General features: G+C 58.8%; 21 protein-coding genes. 11 read left to right on the top strand and 10 right to left on the bottom strand.

The features are described 5' to 3' along the window. The first annotated feature begins 63 nt into the window (after positions 1-63). From ACFWW4_RS11085 to ACFWW4_RS11075, 3 genes are read left to right on the top strand one after another with little or no spacing between them, the layout of a single operon-like run. Entirely contained in the window at positions 64-1,065 is a 1,002-nt protein-coding gene (locus ACFWW4_RS11085; RefSeq protein ID WP_393933346.1) for a TAXI family TRAP transporter solute-binding subunit, read from the top strand. 57 nt (positions 1,066-1,122) lie between these two features. Then, complete coding sequence (locus ACFWW4_RS11080; RefSeq protein ID WP_411890896.1) at positions 1,123-3,216, top strand: TRAP transporter permease; 2,094 nt, start codon at positions 1,123-1,125, stop codon at positions 3,214-3,216. Between the two features lie 11 nt (positions 3,217-3,227). Then, the gene (locus ACFWW4_RS11075) at positions 3,228-3,608 is read left to right on the top strand and encodes a GFA family protein (RefSeq protein ID WP_411890895.1); all 381 of its coding nucleotides are present in this window, start codon (positions 3,228-3,230) and stop codon (positions 3,606-3,608) included. Positions 3,609-3,672: 64 nt separating this feature from the next. Here the strand turns inward: ACFWW4_RS11075 and ACFWW4_RS11070 are convergent, their stop codons facing one another. From ACFWW4_RS11070 to rpiA, 5 genes are all read right to left on the bottom strand, one after another. Continuing rightward, positions 3,673-5,079 (bottom strand): Do family serine endopeptidase, encoded by a 1,407-nt coding sequence (locus ACFWW4_RS11070; RefSeq protein WP_411890975.1) that lies wholly within the window; start codon positions 5,077-5,079, stop codon positions 3,673-3,675. A 259-nt stretch (positions 5,080-5,338) separates the two neighbouring features. Continuing rightward, positions 5,339-6,220, bottom strand: a complete 882-nt coding sequence (hflC, locus tag ACFWW4_RS11065; RefSeq protein ID WP_411890894.1) for a protease modulator HflC — start codon at positions 6,218-6,220, stop codon at positions 5,339-5,341. Then, positions 6,220-7,356 (bottom strand): FtsH protease activity modulator HflK, encoded by a 1,137-nt coding sequence (gene hflK / locus ACFWW4_RS11060; RefSeq protein ID WP_411890893.1) that lies wholly within the window; start codon positions 7,354-7,356, stop codon positions 6,220-6,222. The genes hflC and hflK overlap by 1 nt, the downstream gene beginning before the upstream one ends. 78 nt (positions 7,357-7,434) lie before the next feature. Then, a complete protein-coding gene (locus ACFWW4_RS11055) occupies positions 7,435-8,901 on the bottom strand; it encodes an FAD-dependent oxidoreductase (RefSeq protein ID WP_411890974.1) in 1,467 nt (488 codons plus the stop codon). Between the two features lie 30 nt (positions 8,902-8,931). Further along, positions 8,932-9,720, bottom strand: coding sequence for a ribose-5-phosphate isomerase RpiA (gene rpiA / locus ACFWW4_RS11050; RefSeq protein WP_411890892.1), 789 nt, complete (start codon positions 9,718-9,720; stop codon positions 8,932-8,934). Positions 9,721-9,890: 170 nt separating this feature from the next. Here rpiA and ACFWW4_RS11045 point away from each other — a divergent pair, with 170 nt between their 5' ends. From ACFWW4_RS11045 to ACFWW4_RS11035, 3 genes are read left to right on the top strand one after another with little or no spacing between them, the layout of a single operon-like run. Beyond that, complete coding sequence (locus ACFWW4_RS11045) at positions 9,891-10,577, top strand: glutathione S-transferase family protein (protein WP_411890891.1); 687 nt, start codon at positions 9,891-9,893, stop codon at positions 10,575-10,577. Then, positions 10,577-11,950 carry an L-serine ammonia-lyase gene (locus ACFWW4_RS11040; protein ID WP_411890890.1) on the top strand — a complete coding sequence of 458 codons (1,374 nt, stop codon included), beginning with the start codon at positions 10,577-10,579 and terminating at the stop codon, positions 11,948-11,950. The genes ACFWW4_RS11045 and ACFWW4_RS11040 overlap by 1 nt, the downstream gene beginning before the upstream one ends. Before the next feature lie 10 nt (positions 11,951-11,960). Beyond that, complete coding sequence (locus ACFWW4_RS11035; protein ID WP_411890889.1) at positions 11,961-12,443, top strand: DUF6886 family protein; 483 nt, start codon at positions 11,961-11,963, stop codon at positions 12,441-12,443. 6 nt (positions 12,444-12,449) lie between these two features. On the opposite strand, the gene ACFWW4_RS11030 is transcribed toward ACFWW4_RS11035, so the two are convergent. Next, positions 12,450-13,460, bottom strand: a complete 1,011-nt coding sequence (locus ACFWW4_RS11030) for a heme-binding protein (protein WP_411890888.1) — start codon at positions 13,458-13,460, stop codon at positions 12,450-12,452. Between the two features lie 191 nt (positions 13,461-13,651). Between ACFWW4_RS11030 and ACFWW4_RS11025 the strand changes: the two genes are divergently transcribed. Further along, the gene (locus tag ACFWW4_RS11025) at positions 13,652-14,563 is read left to right on the top strand and encodes a DMT family transporter (RefSeq protein WP_411890887.1); all 912 of its coding nucleotides are present in this window, start codon (positions 13,652-13,654) and stop codon (positions 14,561-14,563) included. Here ACFWW4_RS11025 and ACFWW4_RS11020 read toward each other — a convergent pair. Beyond that, complete coding sequence (locus tag ACFWW4_RS11020; RefSeq protein ID WP_411890886.1) at positions 14,508-15,173, bottom strand: thiamine diphosphokinase; 666 nt, start codon at positions 15,171-15,173, stop codon at positions 14,508-14,510. The two genes, ACFWW4_RS11025 and ACFWW4_RS11020, sit on opposite strands and share 56 nt — an antisense overlap. Before the next feature lie 134 nt (positions 15,174-15,307). Between ACFWW4_RS11020 and ACFWW4_RS11015 the strand changes: the two genes are divergently transcribed. Then, a complete protein-coding gene (locus tag ACFWW4_RS11015) occupies positions 15,308-17,146 on the top strand; it encodes a hypothetical protein (RefSeq protein WP_411890885.1) in 1,839 nt (612 codons plus the stop codon). 192 nt (positions 17,147-17,338) lie between these two features. On the opposite strand, the gene ACFWW4_RS11010 is transcribed toward ACFWW4_RS11015, so the two are convergent. Both ACFWW4_RS11010 and ACFWW4_RS11005 read right to left on the bottom strand, forming a co-directional pair. Next, on the bottom strand, positions 17,339-17,554 hold the full coding sequence (locus ACFWW4_RS11010) for a DUF2842 domain-containing protein (protein WP_411890884.1): 216 nt from the start codon (positions 17,552-17,554) through the stop codon (positions 17,339-17,341). A gap of 6 nt (positions 17,555-17,560) precedes the next feature. After that, positions 17,561-18,853, bottom strand: coding sequence for an adenylosuccinate synthase (locus tag ACFWW4_RS11005; RefSeq protein ID WP_393933373.1), 1,293 nt, complete (start codon positions 18,851-18,853; stop codon positions 17,561-17,563). A 142-nt stretch (positions 18,854-18,995) separates the two neighbouring features. Between ACFWW4_RS11005 and ACFWW4_RS11000 the strand changes: the two genes are divergently transcribed. The 3 genes from ACFWW4_RS11000 to ACFWW4_RS10990 all read left to right on the top strand — a co-directional run bounded on the left by ACFWW4_RS11000 (position 18,996) and on the right by ACFWW4_RS10990 (position 21,624). Then, positions 18,996-19,391, top strand: coding sequence for a DUF6524 family protein (locus ACFWW4_RS11000; protein WP_411890883.1), 396 nt, complete (start codon positions 18,996-18,998; stop codon positions 19,389-19,391). Positions 19,392-19,467: 76 nt separating this feature from the next. After that, positions 19,468-19,821: a preprotein translocase subunit SecG gene (secG, locus tag ACFWW4_RS10995; protein WP_411890882.1), complete on the top strand. Its 354-nt coding sequence runs from the start codon at positions 19,468-19,470 to the stop codon at positions 19,819-19,821. Between the two features lie 159 nt (positions 19,822-19,980). After that, complete coding sequence (locus tag ACFWW4_RS10990; protein ID WP_393933379.1) at positions 19,981-21,624, top strand: CTP synthase; 1,644 nt, start codon at positions 19,981-19,983, stop codon at positions 21,622-21,624. A gap of 251 nt (positions 21,625-21,875) precedes the next feature. On the opposite strand, the gene ACFWW4_RS10985 is transcribed toward ACFWW4_RS10990, so the two are convergent. After that, the gene (locus ACFWW4_RS10985; protein WP_411890881.1) at positions 21,876-22,394 is read right to left on the bottom strand and encodes an acyloxyacyl hydrolase; all 519 of its coding nucleotides are present in this window, start codon (positions 22,392-22,394) and stop codon (positions 21,876-21,878) included. Positions 22,395-22,648 lie beyond the last annotated feature (254 nt).

Here is a 22,648-nt window from a genome sequence, read left to right as displayed (position 1 = left end):
GCGGTTTTGTTGTCTCGTCCGTCCGAAAAGGGCGACAACGTATATCCTGAGGGAGGAAACATTATGAAAATGTTCACAGCCGCTGTTGCGGCAGGTCTTGTGCTGGCAGCCCCTGTGGCACAGGCCGAAGAGGCCAGCTATATTCTGTCGACCGCATCAACGGGCGGTACCTATTATCCGGTCGGTGTGGCCCTGTCGACGCTGATCAAGGTCAAGCTGGAACCGTCACAGAAAATCGGCATGTCGGCCATCAGTTCTGCCGGGTCTGGCGAAAACGTGCGCCTGATCCGCGAAGGCGAGGCGCAGTTTGCCATTTTGCAGGGTCTGTTCGGCTATTATGCCGCCACCGGCACCGGCCCATTGGAAGAGGCTGGCCCGCAGGAGCATCTGCGTTCGGTCACGATGCTGTGGCAGAATGTGGAACAGTTTGTCGTGGCCGCTGACGCCGCCCCTACCGGCACGATCGAGGATATGGTCGCGTTGAAGGGGGAGGGCATGGCGCTTGGTCGCCAGAACTCTGGCACGATCGGCTCCAACGCGACCATTCTGTCGGGCTTTGGCGTTGATATCGAAAACGACTATGAACTGGTTTTTGCAGGCTATGGCCCATCAGCCGAAGCCTTGCAGAACGGTCAGGTCAAGGGGATCGGGACACCAGCGGGCGTGCCTACCGGTGCTATCAGCCAGTTGATGGCCGCAGCCGGTGACAGCGTGACCATGCTGAACTTTACCGAAGAGCAGGTGGCGCAGGCGGATGGCGGTCGTGGTCTTTGGACCCCCTACACCATTCCTGCAGGCACCTATCCCGGTCAGGACGCGGATATCAACACCATCGCGCAGCCGAATTTCCTGGCGACCCATGCTGATATCCCGGAAGAGAACGTCTATCAGATCACCAAGACGATCTATGAAAACCTGCCCTTCTTGCAGGCCATTCACCCGGCCACCAAGGCGATGGCGATCGAGCGGGCGATTGCCGGTCTGCCCGTGCCACTGCACCCCGGTGCAGTGCGTTACTATCAGGAAGTCGGGATCGAAATTCCTGACCGTCTGATCGCCGAATAACTGATCTTTCGGCCCGCGCATCCCGCGCGGGCCGAAACTGACCCCGAGGATTTGCCGATGTCCGACGAACGCCCCACCGACGGGGCGGTACAGCGCAGCTTTACCGGCCTGCCCGATACCGCATTGACCCTGTTATGTTTTCTGATCGCGGTCGGTCATATCTATGTGGCGTTCGACCCGTTCATTTCCGAGTTTCAACGTAATGCCTATCACTTTGCCGGTTTTGCCTTTCTGGCGGCTGTGTTTCACCCGCTGGTGCGCGGTGCGGTGCGCAGCCCGGCCCTGCTGGCCTTTGATCTGGCGTTTGGCGTCGCGATTGCAGCGGCGGCCATCTACCTACCCTATGCCGAACAGGGCATCTATGATCGGGGCGTGAAGTTTTCGACCGCCGACTGGATCGCAGCGGTTATCTGTGTCATCGGCGCGATCGAACTGACGCGCCGTCTGACCGGGCTCGTCATCCCGCTGCTGATCATCATTGCGCTTAGCTATGTGGGGTTTTGGGGCAAATATGTGGGCGGGGTGTTTTCGTTTCCCGGGCTCAGCTGGGAATCCATCGCGTTCCGGTCGATCTATGGCGATGACGCGATGTTCGGCACGATTGCGCGGATTTCATCCACTTTTGTCTTTCTTTTCATTATCTTCGGGGCCTTCCTGCTGCGTTCGGGCGCGGGAGATTTTGTGATCAATCTGGCCCGCGCCGTCGCGGGGCGCATGGTCGGTGGGCCGGGTATCGTGGCGGTTATAGCCTCTGGTCTGACTGGGACGATTTCGGGGTCTGCGGTAGCCAACACAGCCTCAACCGGCGTGATTACGATCCCCCTGATGAAAAAGGCGGGCTTCCCGCCGAAATTTGCCGGCGGGGTTGAGGCTGCATCGTCCACGGGCGGCCAGTTGATGCCGCCGATCATGGGGGCTGGCGCCTTTGTCATGGCGAGCTTTACCCAGATCCCTTACGAAAGAATCGTCGCCGTCGCGGCCCTGCCCGCCCTGCTTTATTTCCTGTCCGTCGTCTTTTTCGTCCGGATCGAGGCGCGCCGTCTGGGCCTGCCCCCGATGGAAAGCGATGGCGAGACATTTGGGTCGGCCTTTCGCAAGGGCGGGGCCAGTTTTGTCATCCCCATTGGCGGTTTGATCGCGATGCTGGTGTCGGGCTTTACCCCTGCCTATGCTGCCGTATTCGGCATTCTGGCCGTCATAGCATCCAGCTGGCTGACCCAGAACCCGATGGGCCCCAAGGCGGTGTTCGAGGCGATGGTTATGGGCACCAAAGGCATGATCATGACCGCTGTTCTGCTATGCGCTGTCGGGCTTGTGGTGAACGTGATTGCCACGGCGGGGATCGGCAATACGTTCAGTCTGATGATTGCCGAATGGGCCGGGGGAAACCTGCTGATCGCGATCATCATGGTCGCCATTGCCAGTCTGGTGCTGGGCATGGGCCTGCCGGTGACGGCGGCCTATATCGTGCTGGCCACGCTATCGGCCCCTGCCCTTGCCGGCATGATCCAGGACCGGTTCGTTATCGACGCATTGGCAAGTGGCACGCTGGACCCAAGTGCCATGCCGATCCTGATGCTGGCCCTGCCGGACCCGTCGGTTCTGGCGGGACCTGTCAGTGCTGAAGATGCGACCGCCATCGTGCGTAGTCTACCGTTGGAGGTAGCAGCCCCGTTGCGGGATATGGTTGTTCCGGCCGAGGTCGCCGTCGCGGCGATCCTGTCAGCCCATATGATCATTTTCTGGCTGAGCCAGGACAGTAACGTCACCCCGCCCGTCGCTCTGGCGGCCTTTACCGCCGCGGCGATTGCAAAGGCCCCCGCCATGGCCACAGGTGTTGCCAGCTGGAAGCTGGCCAAGGGGCTGTATATCGTGCCGATCATGATGGCCTATACCCCGTTCCTGTCCGGCGACTGGCCTGCGATGATCACGATTTTCGCCTTTGGCGTCGTGGGCATTTATGGGCTGGCCGGTGCACTACAGGGCTGTCTGGAGCGCCCGGTCGGGTTGTTGGAACGCCTGATCCTTGCCGTTGCCGGGGCCGCCTGTGTCTGGCCAACTGAAATCTGGATCAATCTTGTGGCCGCCGTCATTGTGCTGGGTTTGCTGGTGATCAATATGCGCAAACCGGCGGTCGTCGCGACAGCTTAAGGAGTTCTGCGATGCATCGGGGAAGCTGTTTATGCGGTGCGGTGACATTTGGGGTAACCGGCGATCTGCCGCAACCATCAGCTTGCCATTGCGTGGCCTGCCGCAAACATTCCGGCCATTTCGAGGCCTCAGTAGACATACCGGCAGATACGCTGACGATATCCGGTGAAGCGCATGTCAAATGGTACCAGTCATCCGAGAAAGTCCGGCGCGGGTTTTGCGACATCTGCGGGTCCACCCTGTTCTGGGACCCGGTGTTTCGCGATTGGACCGCCGTGGCCATGGGCGCGTTTGACACGCCGACACAGACCAAGCTGGCGATGCATATCTTTGTATCAGAGAAGGGCGATTATTATGATATCGCCGACGGGTTGCCGCAGAACGATCGTTAATGCGATGAAAAAGGGCGGGCCACTTGCGCGGCCCGCCCTACTCTCTCACTCACTCTGAAACTGTTTATTCCTCGAGCGACAGCGCCACGAAACGTGGGTCACCACCCCGGCGAACGAGGAGGAGAAGAGATTTCCGGCCTGCCTCCGACGCAGCTTCGATCTGCGCTTCGAGATCGGCGATCGAGGCGATGGCTTGCTGGCCGGCTTCGGTGATCACATCACCTTCAAGCAAACCCTTGGAGGCTGCCTCTGATTCAGCGTTGATGCCGGTGATCACAAGACCTTCCTCAATCGACAGGCCGAACTGTTCGGATAGTTCCGGTGTGATTTCCGAAAGGGTCAAGCCAAGGACTTCAGCCGATGCGGGGTCTTCTTCCTGCTCGGTCGATGCAGGGAAGGCCACAGCCTCTGACGTTTCCCGGCGGCCCAGAACCACGATCAGCGCTTCCATATCGCCATCGCGCAGGACCTCAACCGGGACTTCCTTGCCCACGGGCGAGTTACCGACGATGCGGACCAGTTCGCGGGTATCCTCAATCTCGATCCCGTCGAAATTCAGGATGACATCGCCAGACACCATACCGGCGTCTTCGGCAGGGCCAGCAGGCACATCGGTGACAAGGGCACCGCGTGCCATATCAAGCCCTTCGATAGCTTCGACCATGTCGGGCGTCACGTCCTGGATGCGCACGCCCAGCCAGCCACGGCGGGTTTCGCCAAACTCCTTGAGCTGATCGACCACATTGGTGACGACGGCAGAGGACATCGCAAAGCCAATCCCGATGGAACCCCCATTAGGCGACAGGATTGCCGTGTTCACGCCGATCACGTCGCCATCCATGTTGAAGAGCGGACCACCGGAGTTACCGCGGTTGATCGCAGCGTCGGTCTGGATGTAGTCATCATAGGTGCCTGACAGCGCGCGGTTGCGTGCTGACACGATACCGGCGGATACCGAAAAGCCTTGGCCCAGCGGATTACCCATGGCCATGACCCAGTCACCGACGCGGCTGCCGGCGCCATTGCTGTCACCGAATTCTACAAATGGCAGGTCCTCGAGATCGACCTTCAGCAGGGCAATATCGGTATTCGGGTCAGTGCCGACAAGTTCGGCAGGTACACCGGGTTCGCCGCCGGGGTAGAATTCGATCAGGATTTCATCGGCCCCTTCGATCACGTGGTTGTTGGTGACGATGAAACCGTCCTCTGAGATCACGAAACCGGACCCCAGCGCTGAAGAGCGACGTGCGCCTTCACCCGGACCCCGTTCAAGATCGTTGAAGAAATCCTCGAAAGGTGAACCTTCGGGCACGATCCCGCGTGGCCCTGTCCGCCCTGCCACAACAGTGCTGGTCGTGATGTTCACCACCGATGGGCTGACCTGCTCGGCCAGATCAGCGAAGGTTGCGGGGCGCGTCTGCGCGTTGGATGCGGTCGCCTGCGCGAGCACCAGCGCAAGAGCGAGCGTCATGGCTGCAAAGAGCGCCGCCAGAAGCCGCCGTGTACGCGCCTGATCTTGTTGAATTGCGATTGCCGTCGATTTCACAGGCAAGTCTCCTTGTACATTACAAATGGGCCAGTCGCTGACCCGTGCTGTTCATGATGATCTATCTAGGGCACAAATTGTTCAACACAAACCGTGTCACCAGGCTGTGATAATTTGAGATGATTCAAAGAAAAAAGGGGCCAGCGCGATGCCTGGCCCCTTTTTGAGACTGCTGATCCTGCAATTATTCGTTTGCAGCGCTGCCCTGATCGGACTTCAGATAGTTGAAGAATTCACTATCAGGCGACAGAACCATGGTCGCATTGCCGGACTGCAGGGACCGTTCATAGGCCGTCATGGACCGGTAGAATTCAAAGAATTCAGGGTCGGCCCCAAAGGCATTGGCAAAGATCTCGTTCCGGCGGGCGTCGGCCTCACCTTGAGTGATCTGCGCCTGCCGTTCTGCATCTGACACCAGTTCGATCACGGTCCGGTCGGCGCCTGCCTCAATACGCTGTGCGGCTTCGTTACCGCGCGCGATTTCGTCAGCCGCTTCACGTTCCCGTTCGGCCTTCATCCGCTCGTAAGTGGCGTTAAGGTTTTCGGGAGGCAGATCGGTCCGCTTCAGGCGTACGTCGATCAGTTGCAGGCCCAGACCACGCGCTTCGACGATGGCGTCATTACGGATACGCAGCATCAGCGCCGCCCGGTCGATGGACAGGATGTCGTTGCTGGCCACAGTACCCAGAACGTTCCGGGTCTTGTCGCGCAGGATACCATCCAGACGATCGGCGGCGCGCTGTTCGCCACCGTCACCGACGGCGCGGCGGAACTGTTCGACATCCACGATCCGGTAGCGGGCGAAGGCATCGACCACCAGACGCCGGTCATCCGATGGTGTCACTTCCAGCGGATCAAGGTCGCGGCTGAGGATACGGTCATCGTAACGCACGACTTCCTGAATCAGCGGGACCTTGAAATAAAGTCCCGGATCTTCGCGCACTGAAACGATCTGACCGAACTGCAGAACAAGCGCCTTCTTGCGTTCGTCGACGATGAACACTGAGGACATGATGCCAAGCACAATGACTGCGATGGCAGGCAGGATAAAGGCTGATCTACTCATCAGTTTGACCCTCCGGTTGTATTGCGGCGCAGTTCGTTCAAGGGCAGATATGGCACAACGCCCTGGCCCCCACCGCCACTCTCATCAAGCAGAATGATGTCAGTCCCGCCAAGGACCCGTTCCATCGTTTCCAAATACAGACGTTTGCGTGTCACCTCGGGTGCCTTTTGGTATTCCTCCAGAACAGCGGAGAAACGGCTTGCCTCACCTTCGGCCTCGTTGACGACGCGAGCGCGGTAACCTTCGGCCTGTTCGAGGATTTGGGCTGCCTGACCACGTGCTTCGGCGACCACCCGGTTGGCGTATGCGTCAGCGACGTTCTGCACACGGTCCCGTTCCTGTTCGGCGTCCTGCACCTGGCGGAATGACGCGATGACTGGTTCGGGTGGGTCGGCCTTGTTGAAGTTCACACGTACGATGTTCACGCCCGAGTTATAGGAATCAAGCGTGAGCTGGATTTCATCAGTCAAACGTTCTGCAATCGAACCACGATCACGGTTCAGAATCGGGGCGAGTTCGCTTTGCGCGATGATCTCGCGCATCGCCGATTCAGCCACGGCCGCAATCGTTTGTGGCGGATCGGCCAGGTTGAACAGATACTCGCGCAGATCAGAGATATTCCAAACCACCTGGAAATCGATATCAACGATGTTTTCGTCACCCGTCAGCATCAAACCGGCTTCCATACCAGACCGGCTGGTCCCAATATCAATGCTGCGTTCGGTTGTCACCGGCAGGATTTCACGGGTCACGATGGGCCATGGCGCAAAGTTCAGACCTTCGCCGTTGGTTTCCATGTAGCTCCCGAACAAGAGTTCGATTGACTGTTCTTCGGGTTTGACCGTGTAGAGCGACGCAAACACCCAAAACCCGGCTGCGATCAGGGCACCAAGCCCCACCATACCGCGCGTGATCTGCGGACCACCGCCGCCGCCTGTACCGCCGTTTTTGCCGCCGGATCCACCGCCGCCCATCAATACGCGCAGCTGTTCGCGCCCCTTGTTCACCAGATCGTCGATTTCAGGGATGCCGGGCCCATCATTGCCCGGTTTGCGGCCGCCGCGATTGCGGTCGTCATCGCCCCCTGATCCGTTATTGCCGCCGCCGCCCCAAGGGCCCCCAGTGTTTCCTGCCATCGTGTGTCTTCGCTTCCTTTATTCATCGCCCGGTCGGTCGGGCTATCCCTGTGCCATGTGTGGCCTAGTCTTGCAAAATCAAGCGGTCCGCATCGGATCCTTCATGGTCACCAATTCTTCGGCCATTGTCGGGTGTACCGCCACTGTACGGTCGAAATCTTCCTTTGTCGCGCCCATCTTGACCGCGATACCGGCCAGCTGGATCATCTCGCCCGCATGGTCTGCGACGATATGACAGCCCAGCACCTTGCGGCTTTCCTTGGACACGATCAGCTTCATCAGTACCCGCCCGGATTTTCCGGCAAAGGCCTGTTGCATCGGCCTGAACGAGGTGCAGTAAACCTCAATCGGTTCCTGATCGCGCGCTTCCTCTTCGGTCAGGCCAATCGTGCCCAGTTCGGGCTGCGTAAAGACCGCAGAAGGGATTAGATCGTGATCCGGCTTGGTTGGGTTGCCCTTGAACACGGTTTCAACAAAGGCCATGCCCTCGCGGATCGCCACCGGCGTCAGTTGCACCCGGTTGGTCACATCACCGATGGCGTAGATCGACGGCACCGATGTCTGCGAATAATCGTCCACCACGATTTCGCCACGGCGTCCAATCTCAACCCCGGCTTCCTTCAGGCCGATACCGTCGGTGTTTGGTGCCCGCCCTGTGGCAAACAATACGTGATCGAACACCTGTTCATTGCCGTTGGTCGATTTGACCCAGATCGGCCCCTTGGCCTTTTTATCTGTGTCGCTTTTGGGATTGCTGGCAATATCTTGCGAGTGCTTGGCCGAAGCACCCATAGCGGCATCGGAATCCGTGGGTGTCGGTCCGCCGTGATCTTCGCCCGCCGGGGCCATTTCAACGATATTGGTCCCGACATGCAGGTTGATACCGCGTTGGGTCATGGCGTCAGCCAAAAGACCCCGTGCCTCGTCATCGAAGCCACGCAATATCTGAGCGCCCCGATAATACTGTGTCACTTCCACACCTAGCCCGTGCAGAATGCAGGCAAATTCACAGGCGATGTAGCCACCACCGATGATCAGCACCGATTTCGGCATCTTCTCCATCAAGAAGATATCATTGGACACAATCCCCAGATCGGCGTTTGGCATGTCCGGACGTACCGGGTGCCCGCCGGTGGCCACCAGAATATGCTTGGCGGTCACCGTCTTGTCATTGATCCGCACCGTGTGCGGGTCGTCCAGCGTCGCCCGCCCATCAAAGATTTCGACCTCAGAGCCGTTCAGAAGGTCACGATACACTTCTTCCAACCGGTCCAGTTCGCTATGCAGCCGGGTACGGAAATGACCCCAGTCAAATCCGTTATGGCTGACGTCCCAGCCGTATTCGCGCGCATCGTCGAAGATATCGGGATATCCGCTGGCGTAGACCATCAGCTTTTTGGGTACACAGCCCCGGATCACGCAAGTGCCGCCCATCCGATATTCTTCAGCCAGTGCCACCTTGGCCCCTGTCGCTGCGGCCACGCGCGCGGCCCTAACACCGCCGGAGCCACCGCCAATGACAAAAAGATCGTAGTCGAACGCCATATCTTCACTCTCCGCGGTCATGTTTGGTTCTTAGTCGGTCACGTCGGCAAAGATATTGTCATCGTCCAACACATTGAAACGTACTTCTTGAGTGGCATCATTGAGGATATCGCGCACGGTGACACGCCCATCGCTATGACCCACAATCACCATGTCACAGGTGTCGATGAACAACCCGTTATCCACCACCCCAGGTATTTGATTGAGCATCAGGCTGAGCTTGCGTGGTTCGCCGATCCGCTTGAGATGCAAATCGAAGATAAAATTCCCTTCGTCGCTGACAAAGGGCGTGTCACCCGCCATCCGCTGCGTGATGGTGCGCCCCAGCACATCCATCCCGATCAGCATTTCCTCGATCAGGGCCTGTGTTGTGCCCATGCCAAATGGGATCACCTCGACCGGCAGCGGGAATGCCCCAAGCGTGTCCACCTTTTTGGAGGCGTCGGCGATTACGATCATCCGGTCACTGGCGGTTGCCACGATCTTTTCCTGCAGATGCGCGCCGCCGCCGCCTTTGATCAGGTTCAGATCATCGTCATATTCGTCGGCCCCATCGATGGTCACGTCCAACCAGCGCGCCTCGTCCAAGGTGATGACTTCGATCCCTACTTCGCGTGCCAACTTGGCCGTCCGGCTGGAGGTGGGCACGCCTTTGATCTGCAGCCCTTCATCACGCACCATTTCGCCCAGACATTGCACCAGCCACGCCGCGGTCGAGCCGGTCCCGAGACCAACTTTCATACCCGATTTCACATATTCCGTAGCCTGTTTGGCGGCGACAAATTTTGCCTTGTCGATGGGCGACAATTCACTGGTCATGGGGCAGCTCCGATAGTTCCTGATGCCTTATAGGCAAGATGGGCACGAGGTGCGAGACCTCAAATGCCTCTCACGGGCGTCTCACGGCAGTGTGTCCTGATCTCCGTCTTTTTGGGTGCAATGGTCGTATTTGGGCGGACGAGCGATCTGCGATGGTCTAGCGTCCGGCCATGACCAGACCCTTGCGCCTGCACTATGCCCCGGACAACGCCTCGCTTTGCGTGCGGTTGGCGTTGGAGGAGTTGGGGCTGGCCTATGACAATGTTCTGGTGGACCGCCGGGCAAAGGCGCAGAAATCACCCGCCTATCTGGCGATGAATCCGAATGGCCTGATTCCAGTGCTGGAAACCCCGCAGGGCCCGATGTTTGAGACCGGGGCGATCCTGTTATGGCTGTCTGACACCTATGGCGGTTTGATGCCTGCGCCTGATGATCCGGCACGCGCCCATGCGGTGCAGTGGTTGTTCTGGCTGGCCAATACGCTGCATCCTACCGCCCGAATGCTGTTCTATCCGGATCAGTATTGCGATGGCGATGCCGAAGGGTTGCGCCGGACCACACGCCAGCGCCTGTCAAAGCAGCTGGGCCTGCTTGAACAGGCCAGCTATGCGGATTGGATCGACGCTGACGGCGTCAGCGCGCAGGGCTGCTATCTTGGGCCGCTCCTGCGCTGGTTTGCGCTTTATGACGGGGCGACGGATTGGTTTGCCCTGCAGCGCTGGCCGCGTCTGCTGGCCTTTGCCCAACGCGCCGAAGTTCGGCCCGCCGCCCGCAAGGCAGCCAGTGCTGAGGGGCTTGGCCCCAAACCGTTTTCCGCCCCTATTCACTGTCATCCGCCCGAAGGAAGTGCTGTCTGATGTTCCTGTCTGTCTTTGATATGTTCAAGGTCGGTGTCGGCCCATCCTCGTCCCATACAATCGGGCCCATGGTCGCCGCAGCCCGGTTTCTGGACCACCTGCGCGCGCAGCCGTTCCGGGTGGCAGGCCTGCGCGCCTCGTTGCATGGCAGTCTGGCATTCACCGGCGTGGGCCACGCCACCGACCGGGCCGTAATTCTGGGCCTCGCCGGGTTTCGCGCCGATGACTACGACGCTGGAAGGGCCGAGACTGAACTGACCCGGATCACAACCGACCATACTGTCAGTCCTGACGGGTTGGGCACGCTCAAGTTTCACCCCAAGGACGATCTGGAATTCGACTATGGCCCTGCCCTGCCCGGCCACGCCAACGGGATGATCCTGCGCGGCACCGATGCGCAGGGCGACGTGATCACGCAAGTCACGTATTATTCCATCGGCGGGGGCTTCGTCCTGACCGAGGCGGAACTGGCCGCAGGCAAAGACACAGATAACGGCCCGCCGATCCCGTTCCCGTTCCACAGCGCCGATGAGATGCTGCAAATGGCCGCCACATCCGGCAAGACCATCGCGGGCATGAAACGGGCGAACGAACTGTCGCGGATGCCCGATGCCGATCTGGATCGCGGCCTCGCCCGGATCTGGGAGGTGATGAATGCCTGCATCGACCGGGGGTTGACGACCGATGGCACGCTGCCCGGCGGGCTGAAGGTCCGGCGCCGGGCCAAAGGGATTTATGACGCGCTGATGGCTGAACGCGGCATGAACCTGACCGCGCCGCACACCATCAACGATTACATGTCGACCTATGCGATGGCCGTGAATGAGGAAAACGCCGCTGGTGGTCAGGTTGTGACCGCGCCGACTAACGGTGCGGCGGGCGTTGTGCCTGCGACAATCCGCTACTGGCTGGACCACGTGCCGGGGGCCACCGCGTCCCGCGTCCCGGAGTTTCTACTGACAGCGGCGGCCATCGGCGGGCTGATCAAATTCAACGCCTCGATATCAGGTGCCGAGTGTGGCTGTCAGGCCGAGGTCGGCAGCGCATCTGCCATGGCGGCGGGCGGGCTGGCCGCAGTCCTTGGCGGCACACCGGAACAGATTGAAAACGCCGCCGAAATCGCGCTGGAACACCATCTGGGCATGACCTGCGATCCGGTCAAAGGGCTGGTGCAGGTCCCGTGCATCGAACGCAACGGGCTGGGCGCGATCAAGGCGGTCTCCGCCGCATCACTCGCCATGCGCGGCGACGGGCAACACCTTGTCTCGCTCGACGTCGCCATCGAAACCATGCGCCAGACTGGCGCGGACATGAGCGAGAAATACAAGGAAACTGCCCTCGGCGGGCTGGCCGTGAACGTCCCGAATTGCTAATGCCCGGTGCATGCTTTTTCACTTCAGCGAAGAGCCCACAATAAAGCGATTTGTTCCGCGGCCGACCCGGCTGAACCGCCCGCTGGTCTGGGCGATCAGCGACGCCTTTGATTTCCTCTACCTCTTCCCCCGCGACTGTCCCCGGATCGTTATCTGGGCAACGGAGCGGACGGCCGACAATGACGCGCAGTACTGGCTGGGCGGACATCGGCGGGTGGCGTTTGTGCAGGACAACTGGATGGACCGGATCAGCAAAGCAACGATCTATCGCTACAGCCTGCCCGGCGATCATTTCACGGCGATCGATGATGTCGGCATGGCGGTGTCCGACCGCCCCGTCGTGCCGGATAATATCGAAGCGCTGACAGGCCTGCCAGCGCTTCTTGCAGCGCGGGAGGTTTCGCTGCGTTCGGTGCCGTCCCTGGACCCGATCAAAGCGGTCTGGGACAGCACCCTTCATGCAAGCGGCATTCGCTTGAGGAATGCCGCCTAATCCTCTTTAAACAGATGGCATTTCAGCCTTCGACGTGTCAGGCTCTGCCACCTTCTCCATCGTGTTGATGCTGACATGCGGCCAGCGGATCAGGCCGGGCTGGCCGTCACGACGCGGGAAGAAATCAAGCATCACAAGCTGTGAATACTGCATAATCAGCTTGTCGGTGCCGTTGTCATCAACCTCCATGATCCAGAAGATGGATTTCATGTCGGTCGCATTGGCCTGCCTAACAATGAACGGAATGTTCGAAATCCGCGCCTGTTCTACAGATGTCTCCATCTCCAGCACGGTTGTGCGCTTGACCGTTCCCGGTACTGCACCTTTCAGCAGATCGTTCGGGGTCACCGGATTGAAACCGGGAAAGCCCGGCGCAGTGACCGTGCCCTTGAAGGGGTTGTCATTGAACGCCTTGTAGGGCGACAGGTAGACCCCATTCAGATCCGTTGCGACACCAATCGGCAGGCCGCTGACATCGGGGATCGTGGGTGGGCCATCGATCACCTTGCTTTCGCCAATAACCAGCGCACTGTCACCATGCGGGATGGTGCCCAGCCGCGCGATATCAAGGTTGTCTGTCTGCCGGTTCAGCATGTGCAGAAACAACCCCGGTTCGTGGTGAATGGCCAGATCGGCAGGTCCGGCCAGCCCGCTTTTGGGGTGATCATCGGCTGCCTTCTGTTTGATCATCTGCTCATAGTCGAGCGTGACGACAAACTGGTCGGTATTCTCGGACGGGTTACCAAAGGCGATGCCGCGATTGGGCACCGCCTTGTCCACCAGCGAGAACTTGAGCTCTTCGTTGTACTGATTGGCCAGCACCCGGTAATTGATCGGGTTGTCCTCGCGGGCAAAGGGAAGGGCAATCATGTTCCAGCCCCGCCCGTCAAAGGCGTCAGTGTTTTTCCATGTACCCGGCAGCAGCTTCAGCGGCCCAAGATCCGGGTCGCCGGTCTGGGCCACATCGACATAGCGGCCCCCACTGCGAAGCGTTTCCAAGCGATCTTCAGAGATCATAACAATATCCTTTTTAAAACAAACATTTAAATGCAGAAGCCGGTGCTTCACCTTTTGTAAAACGCATAGACGGCTTGAAATACGGGCGCCGGTTCTGCGAAACGATCTTAGCACAAGTTTCTGATTTTTTCGAATCTTTCAACAAAGTCGGCGCGATTGTGCCGAAGACGCACTCTCGATAGGCTGCATGAATGTCTGGCGATCGTCCCTTTCTTGGCGTCCTTTTGATGCTCGCGTTCTGCGTCCTCGCACCGCTTGGCGATGCTGTGGCAAAACTGCTTGGCGGGATTGTCGCCCTTGGTATTCTGTTGCTGGTCCGCTTTGTCATGCAGGCGTTGATCCTGTTGCCTTTGGTTCTGCTGAACGGTCAAAAACTGACCCTGCCGCGTGATCTTTTGATCTGGACCCTGATGCGCACCGGCCTGCACATTCTGGGGATCGGCCTGATGTTTACCGCATTGCGGTATTTGCCCTTGGCTGATGCCTTGGCCATCGCTTTTGTCATGCCGTTTATCATGCTGCTTCTGGGGCATTTCGCGATGGGGGAAGAGGTCGGCATGCCACGGATGATGGCCTGTCTTGTCGGCTTTATCGGGACGCTTCTGGTGATCCAGCCCAATTTTGTCGAGGTCGGATACCCTGCCCTGTTGCCGCTTGGCGTCGCGCTTGTTTTTGCACTGTTCATGATGCTGACACGCAAGGTTGCCCGCGATGTTGACCCGATCCGGTTGCAGGCGATCAGTGGCGTTCAAGCGACCGTGATGCTGGTGCCGCTCTTGCTGCTGTTCCCCGATGCCCGAGGTACGGGCGCTTTCGACTTCGCCCCATCTACGCTCTGGTTGCTGCTGGCGCTTGGGGTGATCGGGACCAGCGCCCATCTGTTCATGACATGGAGCCTGCGATTTGCCCCCGCCTCGACCCTTGCGCCGATGCAGTATCTCGAAATCCCGTTTGGCACGGCCATCGGCTGGATGATCTTTTCGGATTTACCAAACGGGCTCGCTGCCGTCGGAATTTGCATTACTGTCGGTGCGGGCCTTTACATCATCATGCGGGAACGACAGCTTTCAAGGCGGCCGCAAGATGCGACCGCGGCAGAGTGATCAGCAACGGTCCTGCCGCGTCGATCACCACCGCATCATCCGCCACGGCGTTTGACGAACTGATAAAACCCGTTGGATGCATCTCCTGATCGGCAAAGGGCCATTGCACACCGCTGACGCTGACCCGTGCGGTGCCAAGCGGCATCAACGACACACGGGTCTGGCGTGGCAGGTACAACACCGTGCGACCCTGGGATGCCATGAAGCTGACATCGTTCGCATCAGCAAGCAGCACGTTCTTGTCGGGATACCGGGCGACCACGTTCAATACAGCCAGAGCATGATCAATCCGCCCGCCGGTAAAGCCCAGCGCGATGATTGCAGCGGCGGAAACGCGGGTCAGCGCCTTCTCAAAATCCGTCGTGGATTGTTCGGGAATGTGGCAAAGCAGATCTGCAAATGTGGCACGGGCGTGTTCAGACAAACTATCCAGGTCGCCGATCACAGCGGCAGGGGTGATTCCCGCCTGCAAAAGACTGTCAGCACCGCCATCAACCCCTATGTGTTTGGAAACAAAGGGGGAAAGCTGATGGATCTCTGCCGCATCCACACTTGCGCCTCCGACCAGGCAAACTATACCTGCGTCAGAAACAATTTGTTTGATGGGCACGTTATTAACCTCAATTCACAAACATTCCTCAAAACGGTCACAAAATGATCCCGAATGTTCCGTCATGCTGTTCTCGATTAAGAATGAGTATCTGTCCAGCAAACTGCGGCCAATAGATCTAGAAAGCGGAAAATATGGGCGAAGCCAACAAAATTCTGAGCGTTTCATATGGCACTTTTTCGTGCCGCCTTGAAGGGTTCGAAGACTCTGTCGAAACGATGAAAACCGTGGTGTCCTACTTCCACGAATTGGCAGGTCATGACCGCTTTATGGATATGGAACCGCAGGCCCCTGATCTGGACGAATTGGCAGATCTGACGGTCGAAGATGACGGAACCCCAGTTGAAGCCGTTGTCGATAGCGGTGTGGTCAGCCTGCGCATTCAGCGCCCTGAACCGACGGAAGAAGAGGAACGGCCGAGCCTGCGCTTGCGTCGTGACAAACCGGCAGAACAGCCCGTAGACGAAGATGTGTCTGATCTGGATGACCTGGCGGATGAGGTTTCAGACCTCGACGATCTGGATGATGATGATGTCTCCGATCTGGATGATCTGGAAGACGATGTCGCTGATCTGGATGATTATGACGATGTCGCAGCTTCTGACGATGACAGCGATGATCATGCAGAGGTCGATGAAGCCGCCGAACTGGACGACGCTGTCGCCGAAGATGACCTCGATGAGGTCGCGGCAGAAGATATGGACCTTGTCGAAGATACCGAGGTCGAAGAAGAAGACACCCTGGCCGCGGATGACGACACCGACGAAGACGAGATGGTTGCTGCCGAAGCAGACGACGCCGATGACGACATGGCAGAGGCCGAGCTGGTAGCGGAAGATGATGTTGCCGATGATGATACAGCTGACGCACCCTTCTACGATCCCGCTGCGACCCAGCCCGCTGCTGATCAGGATGACAGCGTTGCCGCCAAGCTGGAGCGTATCCGCTCTCTGGTCGGGCGCGTGCCTCCCGCCAACCGCACTGCCGCCCCTGACGCGGGCGCGCCTGCAGCGTCGGGCAGTATCGCTGACCGTCTGTCGGCCCTGACCGGCAAAGCCCCTCAAACCGATGATCATCTGGTTGATGATTTCGATTTCAAAGCTGACGAGGCCGAGCCGCTGGTCCTGTCTGACGAAGACAGCGCTGATGACGAAATGGCCGATCACGCCGACGATTTCGACCGTGATGACGCAGAGGATACCGCCGCACATCTCGCCGATGACGACGATGGCGCAGAAGATGCCGCCATGGATGCCGACGAGGGCGAGACAGAAGACGACATCGCCATGCGGCGCGACAACCGGTCCAAGCGGGACAATCTGCCCAAAAACGACGATGACGCCATGTCGCGGATCATGTCGCAGGCCGATGAACGCCTGAACGAGCCCGAGGGGCGGCGCCATCGCGATGCGTTTGCGCAACTCAAGGCCGCTGTGGCCGCAACTGAGGCCGCGCGCCAGTTGGGCGATCAAAACGAGACTACGGATCCGCGCGACGCTTTCCGTGAAGATCTGGATGAGGCTGTCAGATCAGAAGACGAGGAAAGCGACGAGGCGCCTGCCGCCCGCCCTGTTTCAACCCCGCTGAAACTGGTGGCCGAGCAGCGCATCGAGGACGAACCGTCCGATCCCGCCGACCGCCTACGTCAGATCGCCTCTGTCAAGGATGATGGCGAAGGTCAGAAAGGCGGCTTTGCCGAGTTTGCCAGCGCAAAAGGCGCAACCGAGCTTGCCGATCTGCTTGAGGCCGCCGCCGCCTATATCGCGTTTGTCGAAGGCGACGACGATTTCTCGCGTCCGCAGGTGATGAAGAAGGTTCAGATGGCTTCCGCCGATCAGTTCAGCCGCGAGGATGGGCTCCGCTCATTCGGGCGTCTGCTGCGGCAAAGCAAAATTATCAAACTGAATAACGGGCGTTTCCAGGTGTCCGAAGACACGCGATTCCGTCCTGATGATAAGGCCGCACAAGGCTGACCGTCGAGCAGACGCTAGGGTGAAAGGGGCGGGGTTAAAACTCCGCCTTTTTCTCGTTTGGACATAGCAAAGACGGTGCAGTCGCGACCATCTGATGGCTGATAGTTCTGACACCGCCTAACCGTCGACCATGACGTGCCTTTATGCGCCAAACCAAACATGTCTTGCGGGCCGAAGGTCCGCGCATTTTGGTCAGGGTTTTTCATCCGGATCGGGCTGCCCGATCCCCTTGAACACCCATTTCAGCGGAAACGCCCAGCCGATGCCAAGGGCGACATAGATGAAAAACTCGATCACTTTGGGAAAGCGCGACGCCTCTGACATGATCGTCACCGCCAGCACGATATAGGCCGGCAGGCCTACCACCAGCACGAACAGGGCCAGTCTTTTGCGCGCTTTATACGTCATTCATCCTCAGTCGGAAAACGGATCAGTCACGAGGATCGTATCCTCGCGTTCAGGCGAGGTAGAAACTAGCGCGACCGGGCATTCGATCAACTCTTCGATCCGGCGGACATATTTGATCGCCTGCGCTGGCAGGTCCGCCCAGCTGCGCGCCCCTTCGGTTGATTCAGACCAGCCCTCGATCTCTTCATAGATTGGCACACAGCGCGCCTGCTGGTCCGCGGCGGTCGGCAGGTAATCCAGCTTTTCCCCGTCCAGATCATAACCAACACATATCTTAAGCGTCTCAAAACCGTCCAGCACATCCAGCTTGGTCAGCGAGATGCCGGACACACCAGAGGTTGCACAGGTTTGCCGCACAAGGCAGGCGTCAAACCAGCCGCAGCGCCGCTTGCGGCCCGTGGTGGTGCCAAACTCATGGCCACGCTCACCCAGCCGCTGCCCGTCCGCATCCTCCAGTTCGGTTGGGAACGGCCCCTCGCCCACGCGGGTGGTGTAGGCTTTGACGATGCCGAGTACGAAATCAATCGTTCCCGGCCCGACACCAACACCGGTGGCCGCCTGACCGGCAATCACATTGGACGAGGTCACAAACGGATAGGTTCCGAAATCAATGTCGAGGAGCGCGCCCTGCGCCCCTTCAAACAGGATCCGCTTGCCCGCCTTGCGTTTTTCATTCAGCACCTTCCAGACAGGCGCTGCGTATTGTAGAACCTCGGGTGCTATGCCCCGCAGCTGTTCCAGCACTGCATCACGGTCAATCGGTTCCAGCCCCAGCCCACGACGCAACGCGTCGTGATGGATCAGCGCACGGTCCAGCCGCAATTCCAGCGTCGCATCATCGGCAAGGTCGGCCACACGGATCACCCGGCGGCCCACCTTGTCTTCGTAACATGGGCCGATGCCGCGCCCTGTCGTCCCGATCTTGGCGACAGAGTTCTGGCTTTCCCGCGCCCGGTCCAATTCGCCATGAAATGGCAGGATAAGCGGTGTGTTTTCGGCAATCATCAGCGTATCGGGTGTGATCTGCACACCTTGGCCGCGCAAGGTTTCGATTTCCTTGACCAGATGCCATGGGTCCAGCACCACCCCATTGCCGATCACCGACAGCTTGCCACCGCGCACCACGCCTGAGGGCAGCGCGTGCAGCTTGTAGACCTCACCATCTATCACCAGCGTATGGCCTGCATTGTGGCCGCCCTGAAAGCGCGCGATCACATCGGCCCTCTCCGACAGCCAATCCACGATCTTACCCTTGCCTTCGTCGCCCCACTGGGCGCCAACGACCACTACATTTGCCATACGCGCTGTCCTTACAGATGTCCCTCGCCCCTATATCGCCGCCACAGTTCAGACGAAACCGCAAATTTGGCTCCCCGCAGGCTGGACAGGGCACGCGGGCCTCGCCATTGTCCGGCCAGATAAAAAAGAAGTGAGGCATATCATGGGTTTCGTCATTCGCTGGGTCTTTGCCTTTGTCCTGTTGGCGGCCACCTATAATCCGACGGAATGGAACTTTGTGCGGTGGAGCGCGGCCAATGCCGAAACAAACCTGTCCATGACGGTTCTGTTCGGGTTGGTCCTGCTTGTGGGTTACATCATCTATCTGCGCGCCACATTGCGGTCGATCGGTATCTTCGGGATGGTTCTGATCCTTGCCGTGGTCGCCACGGTTCTGTGGGTTCTTTATGATCAGGGTATCGTCAATCTGGATGACCCAACGCTCAACACATGGATCGCGCTTGCAGCCTTGTCGGTGGTTCTGGCCATCGGTCTTAGCTGGTCCATTGTTCGCCGCAAGCTGACCGGCCAGACTGACGTGGATGACATCGACGAATAAGGGACATTCAGGGGTTGCGGGATAGCCCTGCAGCTTTTAGATACCGCGTGTTCGCGAACGCCCCGAAAGGCCTGTCATGGAAAACGTTGTCCTTATCATCCACCTGATCCTGGCGCTCAGCCTGATCGGCACCGTGCTGTTGCAGCGGTCAGAGGGTGGCGGTCTTGGCATGGGCGGCGGTGGCGGTGCTGCCACGGGGGGACGACCTGCGCCAACAGCGATGGGCAAGTTCACATGGCTTCTGGCCATCGCCTTTATCTGCACATCCATTGCCCTGACGCTGATCGCGGCGGAAAAATCCGCAGGCTCTTCCGTGGTGGACCGGTTGGGTGGAACCGGCACCGAAGAAGGCGTGCCTGCCCCTGATCTGGGTGACAGCCTTCTGCCACCATCGGCAGATGATGATCCGCTGGTTCCAACTGGCGACTAGACCACAAGCTGTTGCCGAACTGACAAGTTCGGCAACATGATGTTGCGTCACCGGTTGCGCGCACGCCCCGAATCCGGTAATAGTCAAATCCCGTGATGATGCGAACTTCGCCGTTCGCTTTCCCACAGATTTTGGACGTTTTCACGGGAGTTCCCAGCCATGGCGCGTTATATTTTCATCACCGGCGGCGTGGTGTCTTCCCTTGGTAAAGGCCTGGCCTCTGCGGCCCTCGGCGCGCTCTTGCAAGCCCGCGGTTTTTCCGTGCGTCTTCGCAAGCTTGACCCCTATCTGAACGTCGATCCCGGCACGATGTCACCCTTTGAACATGGCGAGGTTTTCGTGACCGATGACGGGGCCGAAACCGATCTGGACCTCGGCCATTACGAACGTTTCACCGGCGTGCCTGCCCGCATGACCGATTCCGTCAGCTCCGGGCGGATCTATTCCAACGTCCTCGAAAAGGAACGGCGCGGCGATTATCTGGGCAAAACCATTCAGGTCGTCCCCCACGTCACGAACGAGATCAAGGAATTCCTCAAGATCGGCGAAGACGAGGTCGATTTCATGCTCTGCGAAATCGGCGGCACCGTCGGCGACATCGAAGGCCTACCGTTTTTCGAGGCGATCCGCCAGTTCAGCCACGACAAACCCCGCGGCCAGTGCATTTTCATGCACCTGACGCTGCTGCCCTATCTGGCGGCAAGCGGCGAACTCAAGACAAAGCCGACACAACACTCCGTCAAGGAACTGCAATCCATCGGGATCGCGCCGGATGTATTGGTCTGCCGGTCCGAACAGCCGATCCCCGACAAGGAGCGGGAAAAGATCGCCCTGTTCTGCAACGTGCGCAAGGAATCCGTGGTCGCCGCCTATGACCTGAAATCCATTTACGAGGCGCCGCTGGCCTACCACGAACAGGGCCTCGATCAGGCGGTTCTGGATGCGTTCGACATTTCGCCCGCCCCGGCTCCGAAACTGGATGTCTGGCACGATGTCTATGACCGCATCCATAACCCCGAAGGCAAGGTCAAGGTCGCCATCGTCGGCAAATACACCCAGCTCGAAGATGCCTATAAATCGATTGCAGAGGCGCTGACCCATGGCGGCATGGCCAACCGGGTCAAGGTCAAGATCGAATGGGTCGATGCGGAACTGTTCGACCGCGAAGATGCCGCCCCCTATCTCGAAGGCTACCACGCCATTCTTGTGCCCGGCGGATTTGGCGAACGCGGCACCGAAGGCAAGATCAAGGCGGCGCAATTCGCCCGCGAGAAAAAGATCCCCTATCTGGGCATCTGCCTTGGCATGCAAATGGCCGTGATCGAGGCCGCGCGCAACGTCGCCGGGATGGACAAGGCCGGGTCAGAGGAATTTGACCACGAAGCCGGGAAAAAACGTTTCGAACCCGTGGTCTACCACCTCAAGGAGTGGGTGCAGGGCAATCACAAGGTGGCGCGCAAGGCCGATGACGACAAAGGCGGCACGATGCGGCTTGGCGCCTACAGCGCGACCCTCACCGAAGGATCAAAAGTGGCGCAGATCTACGGCAGCACCTCGATTGAGGAACGGCACCGGCACCGCTACGAGGTCGACGTGAAATACCGCGATACGCTGGAAAAAGCCGGGCTGAAATTCTGCGGCATGTCGCCCGACGGCAAACTGCCCGAGATCGTCGAATGGGAAGACCACCCCTGGTTCATCGGCGTCCAGTTCCACCCCGAACTGAAATCCAAACCCTTCGCCCCACACCCGCTTTTCGCAGATTTCGTCAGAGCCGCAGTAGAAACATCGCGGCTGGTGTAGGTGTGAGGTTGGGGCGAGTTGCGGGACAGAGCCGTCGTTTGCACAACTTTGGCGATTGACTGGTCGCAGCCCGAAGGAGACATTGGATGCACCTATCAACCACCTCGTGCGTTCCGGATCAACGTCCGCATTAAAGTTTAAGATTGCCGACTGGACCGACAACAGCGACCCAGTGTGCTTAGCATGACTTTCGAAGGACGAGGCCGCCTTGCTTGGGTATCTCTATCATCAAGCATTTTTGAAGGATGGCTCTATCCCTCCCAGTTGGTCGACCAACGGATGGCGAGAGTCTCGCGGCTCGGGCTTGCATCGCGAAAATCTGCGTTGGACATGCTGTCGTAGCTGATCGTCACTTTACTGCCGTTGTCAAACGTATAGCCAATACCAAGTGCCGATCGAAATTGCAGAGTTCCATCAAGATCAGCGCCGTCACCTTGCATATAAAGGCCGGGCGTCATCGAGGTTTCGATGAACAATGGGGTCTCGTAGACGTATTGGGTGCTCCATTTCCAGCCGATCCCGAACCATGCAGCCCCATCGGTTGTCAGCGAAAGGCCGTAAGTGGGGCGAAAGGGGCCGCGTCGACGATGGCTGTCGTAGCCAAGGTAGAACTCATTCGCACTCTGAAATTCATCAGATTGCAGTTGTCCCAGCTGATAAAGCACCTGTGGTTCTTGCTTTTCGGTATCAAGGCAACCGCTGGGGCAATCATTCAACGTCATATCTGTCAAACTCGTCAGCAGCCAGATTAGACCAAGTGTACCGTCCATGATGTCATCCTATTTTTTGTGGCCCGGTGGAGCCTCCCGAAAAATGTACAAGGGCCAGATAAATCTAAGGCGCATATCTGTCTGCAACGGCGCAGCTAAACAAATGCCTTGATTGAGCTCCCTAAGAAGTGGCTTTGGAACTATCAGCTTACATCTTGTGTGTCTGCAACATGAGAGCAGGGTACAGCGCGTCAGTAGCCGCCACAACGGGCATTTTCCTCGTGGTTGATGTATACAGTGCCGCGAGGCAGACA

It is taken from the genome of Yoonia sp. SDW83-1 (assembly GCF_046762885.1).
Lineage (GTDB): Bacteria > Pseudomonadota > Alphaproteobacteria > Rhodobacterales > Rhodobacteraceae > Yoonia.
Note: the sequence above shows the minus strand (reverse complement) of the source record. Positions and strands in the feature narration are given on the sequence as shown.